Here is a 7,424-nt window from a genome sequence, read left to right as displayed (position 1 = left end):
CCGCCCACCCGCTCCCCGCCTCCCGCGGACGCGGCATCGTTCGGCTGCGGCCCAGCAGATGTGGCGCTCCGGGGCAGGGCTCGGCCGTTCTCGCCGTGCGGTTCTTCCGGATTCGTACGGTTCATTCACTCCACCGTTCGCGTCCCGCGTCCCCCGTACCCCATTGTCCCTTCCCGCGTTCATTCGGGCCGGGTCCGCTCGGGCCGTCTGTGGACCTTGTGTGACTTATCCCTGAACGACTCCTGGAACGGAACATGAGTTCCCCGCGTCTGTCCGGTCGGGGGAACCGCGGGGGTACTGGCGGCTCGCCCCCGCTCCATGACGCATCATGGGGTGATCACATCGGAGCCTCGGGCTCCCTTCGTCCTAGGAGACACGCACCGCATGACCAAGCGTCACGGTTATGCCTTGCTCGCCGCGATCTGTTCGCTGGTCGTGGCCATCTCTGCCGCCATATACGTCGGAGTCGGTTTAGACGACGGCGACGGCAAGAAGCAGGAGACTTTCGCAGGCGGCCGCACGTCCCACAACCCGGCCGCCCCGGCCTCCACCGGCACCTGGATCGGCGCCTGGTCCGCGTCACCGGTCGGCGGAGAGCCCGGCACCGAGAGGAACGGCCTGGCGGGCCGTTCGGTCCGCAACGTCGTGCACACGAGCGTCAGCGGTACGGGTGCCCGCGTCACGCTGTCCAATCTCTACGGCCAGCAGCCGCTCACCATCGCCCACGCCTCGCTCGCGGTCGCGGTCGCGGCGAACAACCCGGCCGCCGCGACCGGCACCATGCGCCGCCTCACCTTCGGCGGCGACGTCTCGGTCGTCGTCCCGGCAGGTCAGCAGGTCATGAGCGATGTCGTACGCGTCGCCGTCCCGCAGAACGCCGACGTACTCGTGACCACCTTCTCCCCCACCCCGTCCGGCCCGGTCACCTACCACCCGCAGGCCCGCCAGACCTCGTACACAGCCGAGGGCGACCAGACGGAGGACATCACCGGGGAGCCGTACACCACGCAGACCACGTACTGGCGCTACCTCACCGCGCTGGACGTGCTCAGCAACGAGTCGGAGGGCACGGTCGTCATGCTCGGCGACTCGCTCACCGACGGCGTGACCTCCACCGTGGGGGCCAACCGCCGCTGGCCGGACGTCCTCTCCCAGCGGCTGCACGCGGCCGCCGCCTCCGGCGACGTGCCCCGCTACAGCGTGGTCAACCAGGGCATCAGCGGAAACCAGATCCTCGCCGACGGGCTCGGCCGCCCCGCCGAGAACCCGAGTGCGCTCTCCCGCTTCCAGCGCGACGTGATCGGCCGTACGGGCGTCAAGGCCGTCGTCATCGACCTCGGCGTCAACGACATCCTGCGCAACCCGGGACGCGCCGACCCGGAAGCGATCGTGGAGGGCTTGCGCAGGCTGGTCTCCCAGGCCCACGCCCGCGGCCTGCGCGTCGTCGGCGCCACGCTCATGCCCTTCCAGGGCCACCGCGGCTACCGCGACGACCGCGAGGCCGTACGCCAGGCGGTGAACGCCGAGATACGCTCCGGCCGCGTGTTCGACGCGGTGGTGGACTTCGACAAGGCGCTCCGCGACCCGTACAACCCGCGCCGGCTGCGCTCCGACTACGACTCGGGCGACCATCTCCACCCGAGCGACAAGGGGTACGCGCGGATGGCCGAGGTCTTCGACCTGGCGAGCCTGAAGGGGTCGGCTCCGGCCGAGCTCTGAGGATCCGGACAGCTGCCGCCGCCTCGAGCCGTACGGTCCGGTCGTACGGGGCCGTACCGCCGTACGGGACCGTACCGCCGCACGAGGCCGTACCGCCCGTACACGCCGTACGGGGCCGTACGGTTTGAGGCAGCCGCTCAGTACTCGCCGTCCCGGCGGCGTCTGCGCTCATCGCGGCGGGCATCGCGCTCATCGCGCCTGGCCTCCCGTTCCTCGCGCCGCGCCGCACGCTCCTCCCGGCGCTCGCGCAGCAGCTCGCGGTGATCCTCCAGGGCATCGCGGACGTGCTCCATCGCCTCGCGGTGAACGTCGTGGATGTCGTGCAGGTCGTCGTGGGGCGAGGCGGACAGTTCCCCGCGCGCCTGCCGCCGCTCCAGCTTCTCCCGGCGGCGGGCCTCCTTCAGACGCTGCCGCTCGGCCCTGGGCAGCTTGCGCTGGACGCCGACACCGCCCCAGAAGGCGAACCCGGTGACGATCACGCGCGGGGCGCCGGGGTCGCCCGCGACGCCGTCCTCACGCTGGTCGAAGGCGCCCATGACACCGAGACCGCGGACGACGACCTCGACGCCCGGCGGCACGATGATCTCGATACCGCCCATGATCGCCACGCAGTTGAGGGTGACCTCGCGGTCGGCGAAGTACGCGTCGCGCAGGTCGATGGTGCCGCCGCCCCAGAACGCGAAGCAGTTGAACTGCTTCGGCACGGTCCAGTGGCCCTTGCGCTCGAACCCCGACATGACCGCGACGCCCCAGGTCGACGAGCCCTCGGTCCCGGTGATCCGGCCGGCCCAACCACCGCTCTCGGTAGGCTCCTTGACCATCGACACGGGCGGCGGCGCCACGGTCCCCGCACCCGGCAGATCGCGGGTGATCGGCGCCAGTTCGCCATAGGTGCGCGCCTTGTACGTGGCGTCCAGCCGCTCCTCGAACTCCTCCATGTCGAGACGGCCCTCGGCCACCGCGTCCCGGAGCTGCTCGGCGACTCGTTCACGGTCCGCGTCCGAGGCGCGAAGGCTGTCGGAGGGCCTGAGTTCGGGGAGTTCGTCGGTCATGACGCCAGCCTACGAGCAACCCGCGCACCGGGGTACCGGGCTTCGAGACCGCCTCCAGCGCTACGAGACCGCATCCTCGGCCTCACCCGCCCGCCCGGCCCGCTCAGCCCGGTCTGCCCTCTCAGCCCGGTCTGCCCGCTCAGCCCGGTCCGCCTGCTCGGCCCGGTCCGCCTGCTCCGCGTACATCTGGGCGATCACCGCCTCGATGTCGGGCTCCCGCACGGACAGGTCCACCAGCGGGTACTCCGACGCGATCCGCGCCACCAGCGGAGCCGCCGACTCCGAGGCGGGGAACGCGAGCCACTGCCGGGGCCCCTCCACCTTCACGACCCGTGCGGGCGCCGCCTCGATCGGGGGCAGCTCCCGCTCCAGGTCGACCACGAGGATCCGCTCGCTGTCCCCCACCTCGTGCAGCCCGGCGAGCGGACCGTCGTACATGAGCCGCCCGTGGTCGATGACCATGACGCGGCGGCACAGCTGCTCGATGTCCTGGAGGTCGTGCGTGGTGAGCAGCACGGTCGTGCCGTTCTCGGCGTTCAGGTCCCGCAGGAACTCCCGCACCTTGGCCTTGCTGATCACGTCGAGGCCGATGGTCGGCTCGTCCAGGTACAGGATCTCGGGGTCGTGCAGCAGCGCGGCCGCGATGTCGCCGCGCATCCGCTGGCCGAGGGAGAGTTGCCGTACGGGGACGTCCAGCAGGTCGCCGAGTTCGAGGAGTTCGACACAGCGGTCGAGGTTCGCGCGGTAACGGGCGTCGGGGATGCGGTACATACGGTGCATCAGCCGGTACGAGTCGATCAGCGGCAGGTCCCACCACAGCGTGGTGCGCTGGCCGAAGACGACACCGATGCGGTGCGCGAGGCGGGTGCGCTCGCGGGAAGGGTCGATACCGGCGACCCGCAGCCGGCCGCCGCTCGGGGTGAGGATGCCGGTCAGCATCTTGATGGTGGTGGACTTCCCGGCGCCGTTCGGCCCGATGTAGCCGACCATCTCGCCGCGCGCCACCGTGAAGGAGATCGAGTCGACCGCCCGCACCTCGCGCCGCTCACGGCGCAGGAAGCCGGTCTTCCTACGGACGTCGAAGACCTTCTCGACCCGGTCGAGTTCGATGAAGTGACTGTCCGAGCGGCTGCCCGAGCGGCTGCCCGAGCGGCTGTCCGAGCGGCTGTCCGAGTGACTGTCCACGTGTGCCTGACTCCCCTAACTCCCCGTGCTCCGGTACGAACGCAGTCCCGCACGCCAGGCGAGCCCCGCCAGCGCGCAGCAGCCCGCCCCCACCAGCGGAGGCGTGAAGGCGACCCAGGTCGGCAGGTCGAGCGGGTAGGGCCGGCCCAGCACGTAGAGGGCGGGCACCCAGTTGACGAAGGCGAGCGGCAGGACGAACGTCACCCCGCGCACCAGGTCCTTGGCGAAGACGGTCGGCGGGTACTGCAGGAGGGTGCTGCCGCCGTACGTGAAGGAGTTCTGCACCTCGGCCGCGTCCAGCGCGATGAACTGGAAGGCCCCGCCCGCCACGAACACCGCCCCGAAGATCAGCCCGCCGCTGAGCACCATCATCGGGATCATCAGCACTTTGACCGGGGTCCAGTCGATGTCGAGCACGGTCAGGGCGTACCCGAGGACGAACAGCCCCTGCGTGACCCGGCCCAGGCGGCGCAGGGCGAACTTGTCCGCGGCGACCTGGGCGAGCACGGGGACCGGACGGACGAGGAGGGTGTCCAGCGTGCCGTCGCGCACACGGCGCCCGAGCCGGTCCATCGAGCCGATCGCCAGATCGGTGAGCCCGAAGGCGATGCCGACGACCCCGTACAGGAAGGCGATCTCGGGGAGGGTGTAGCCGCCGAGCTCGTCGACCTGGGAGAACATCAGCAGGATCGCGAGGAAGTCGAAGGAGGTCGCCGCGAAGTTGCCGAAGGCGGTCATGGCGAAGGACGCGCGGTAGGCCATCGTGGAGCGGATCCACATGGCGGCGATCATGAGGTAGGCCCGCAGCCCGTCGCGTACGGGACTGTACGGCGCGTACGCGTCGTCCGTGCGGTCCGGGCGGTCCGGGCAGTCCGGGTGGTGCGCCGCCGTCGCGGTCCTGGCCTCAGCCACCCTGGACCACCACCCTCCGCGTGGCCGCCGACTGGACCAGCCGCCCGGCCGCGAGCAGTACGACGGCCCACGCGATCTGGAATCCGTACGTGGCCAGCGGATCGGCCTCCCCGAGCAGGACGTCCGCGGGCGCCTGGAGCAGCGCCGACCAGGGCAGGAGACGGGCGATCTCGCCGAGCGCTCCGGGGAAGACGTTCAGCGGCAGCAGCATCCCGGAGAAGAAGACCCCGGTGAGCCAGGTGAGTTGCATCGCACCCGAGCCGTCCAGCAGCCAGAACGCCCACAGCGCGACGATGTACCGGATCGCAAAGCTGACGACGACGCCCAGGGCGATCGCGACGAGACAGGCGAGCCAGGCCAACGGGTCGCGGGGCAGGGCGAGATCGAAGCAGAGCGCGCCGAAGGCCATGGGGACGACACCCCGTCCGAGCAGCTGGAACAGGGCCCGGCCGGAGTCCGCGGCGAACCACCACAGTTGGAGATCGGCGGGCCGGTACAGGTCGATCGCGATGTCTCCCGTGCGGATCCGCTCGATCAGCTCCGCCTCGAAACCGTTGCTGCCGAGGACCATGACCGCGAACATCGCCTGCCCGACCCATACGTAGGTCAGGGCCTGCGCCTGGTCGTAGCCGCCGAGATGGGGCTTCTCGTCCCAGAGGGCGATGTAGGTGTATGCGAGGATGAAGCCGAAGACGGTGTTGGTGAACACCCCTGCCGCGGTGGCCGCCCGATACGTCGCGTACCGCCTGAAGCCACCGGCGGCGACAGCGGCGTACAACCGCCCTGCCCCCACGAGGAACCTCCATCCGCTGCGAAGAGCTGTGCTCGGGCCGAAGCGCAGGAGCCTAGTGCGCGGGTGGAGGGGCGTGCCACGTGTTTTCCGGGGACGGCGTGTGCCGGTGTCCGGGAACGGAACAGGTGGTGCAACAGTCTTCGGGTACAGGCGTACGAGGGCGTACGGGACGTACGACGCGAAAACAGGAGTACGGCAGGACCATGAGCGACGAGCCGCAGCCGCAGCAGCACCGCCCGGGCCAGGCCCCGGCCTCCGGCCCCGAGGGGTCCCGGGGGCCGGACGCCGTGCCCGACGGGGACCAGGGTGCCGAGCCGAGCGTGAGCCGGGGGCCCGGGCCTGCTGACGTCCCGGGCGCCGGGCGCGGCGCGGCCGGGGGCGTTGGGCCGGGAGAGGTGACGGGCACCGGTCGCGACGCGACTGCGGACGCCGAGCCCGGCGAGACCCCGGGCTCGGCTCGCGGCGGAGCCGCGGGGGCCCGCCCCGGCGAGACCACGAGCTCCGGCCCACGCGAGGCTACGGACGTCGCTCCCGGCGAGGCGCCGGGCTCGGGGCGCGGCGCAGCCGCGGGCGCCGACCGCTCCTCGGCCACGGGACGTGGTGCCTCCGCCGGGGCGGCGAGCGAAGGTGGCTCCGCCGGGGTTCCTGGTGACGGTGGCTCAGCCAGGCCCCCGGGCGACGGCGCCTCCGCCAAGTCCCCTGCGGGTGAGCCCGGCAGGTACTCGGCCGGAGGGTCCTCGGCCGGAGGGTTCGGCTCGTCCGTCAGGCCTACGGCCGGTGGCCCCGACGCGACTTCGTCTGGAAGGCCCAGCACAACCTCCGGCACCGGCGCAACCCCGGCCGAAGGCTCCGGCCGGTCCTCGGCCAGCGACTCCGGCACGGCCTCGACCAGCGGCTCCGGCACGGCTCCTACCGGAAGGCCCAGCACAGCCTCCGGCACCGGCACCGGCGCGACCCCGGACCGCCGTCCCGACAACGGCCCGAACACCCCCGGCACATCCCCAACCGGAAGGCCCCCGACCGGAGGACCCTCAGCCGCAGAAACCGGCACGTCCGGCAAGCCCTCAGCCAGTGGCTCCGGCACGGCCGCGACCAGCGGCTCCGGCGCGGCCTCGGCCGGAGCGCCGGGCGCGGCCTCCGGCACTGGTGCCGCCTCGGGACGCCGTCCTGGCGAGGTCTCGGGCCGAGGGCGCGGTAACCCTTCGGCAGGCGGGGCGGCCAAGGCCGCGGGAGGCGGCTCCGGCGAGCCCTCCGGTCGTGTCTCGGGCGACGGTCCCCGCACAAGCCCGGGCCTCCCGTCGACCGGCGGAACGGACAAGCCCTCCGGCCCGAGTTCGGCGAGCACCCCTACGCCCCCGGACGACAGCACCCGCCAACTCCGTGCCATAACGCCCGACAACGGCCCCGACAAGCCCTCCAGCCGAACCCCGGCCAACAGCCCAGGCAAGACCCCGGGCCAAAGAACCCCACGCACCGGACCCGCAGCAGGCGGAGCCGCAACCGGCGGACCCGCAGCCGGCCGAGCCTCGGGCACCGGAGCACCGGCCACCGGACCCGCAGCAGGCGCGGCCGCAGCCGCAGGTCTCGGCGGAGCCATGGCGAGTGGGCCCGGCGGCGGTCCGGCCTCCGCGGGCCGCCCCGGCAAACCCCGTACCGAGGCCCCGCACAGCGCCGCCCGCACCACCGGCCCCACGGGCACCACCGGAACACCTGCCACCGGCGCCGGCACCGGCACCGGCACCAACACCCCCGCTCCCCCGGAC

The 7,424-nt window shown here is 72.4% G+C and carries 5 protein-coding genes; 1 reads left to right on the top strand and 4 read right to left on the bottom strand.

All coding sequences use genetic code 11. The features are described 5' to 3' along the window. Window positions 1-384 precede the first annotated feature (384 nt). Complete coding sequence (locus FNH04_RS37545; protein ID WP_152790310.1) at window positions 385-1,719, top strand: SGNH/GDSL hydrolase family protein; 1,335 nt, start codon at window positions 385-387, stop codon at window positions 1,717-1,719. Window positions 1,720-1,856: 137 nt separating this feature from the next. Here FNH04_RS37545 and FNH04_RS37540 read toward each other — a convergent pair whose 3' ends face one another. The 4 genes from FNH04_RS37540 to FNH04_RS37525 form a co-directional block, all read right to left on the bottom strand. Then, window positions 1,857-2,771: a DUF1707 SHOCT-like domain-containing protein gene (locus FNH04_RS37540; RefSeq protein WP_152790309.1), complete on the bottom strand. Its 915-nt coding sequence runs from the start codon at window positions 2,769-2,771 to the stop codon at window positions 1,857-1,859. A gap of 60 nt (window positions 2,772-2,831) precedes the next feature. After that, entirely contained in the window at window positions 2,832-3,881 is a 1,050-nt protein-coding gene (locus FNH04_RS37535; RefSeq protein WP_322724984.1) for an ABC transporter ATP-binding protein, read from the bottom strand. A gap of 90 nt (window positions 3,882-3,971) precedes the next feature. After that, the gene (locus FNH04_RS37530; RefSeq protein WP_322724982.1) at window positions 3,972-4,868 is read right to left on the bottom strand and encodes an ABC transporter permease; all 897 of its coding nucleotides are present in this window, start codon (window positions 4,866-4,868) and stop codon (window positions 3,972-3,974) included. After that, window positions 4,861-5,661, bottom strand: coding sequence for an ABC transporter permease (locus FNH04_RS37525; protein ID WP_322724980.1), 801 nt, complete (start codon window positions 5,659-5,661; stop codon window positions 4,861-4,863). The genes FNH04_RS37530 and FNH04_RS37525 overlap by 8 nt, the downstream gene beginning before the upstream one ends. Window positions 5,662-7,424 lie beyond the last annotated feature (1,763 nt).

Origin of the sequence: Streptomyces phyllanthi (assembly GCF_009377205.1) — a bacterium.
GTDB lineage: Bacteria > Actinomycetota > Actinomycetes > Streptomycetales > Streptomycetaceae > Streptomyces > Streptomyces phyllanthi.
This window is presented reverse-complemented; position numbering and strand designations above follow the sequence as displayed.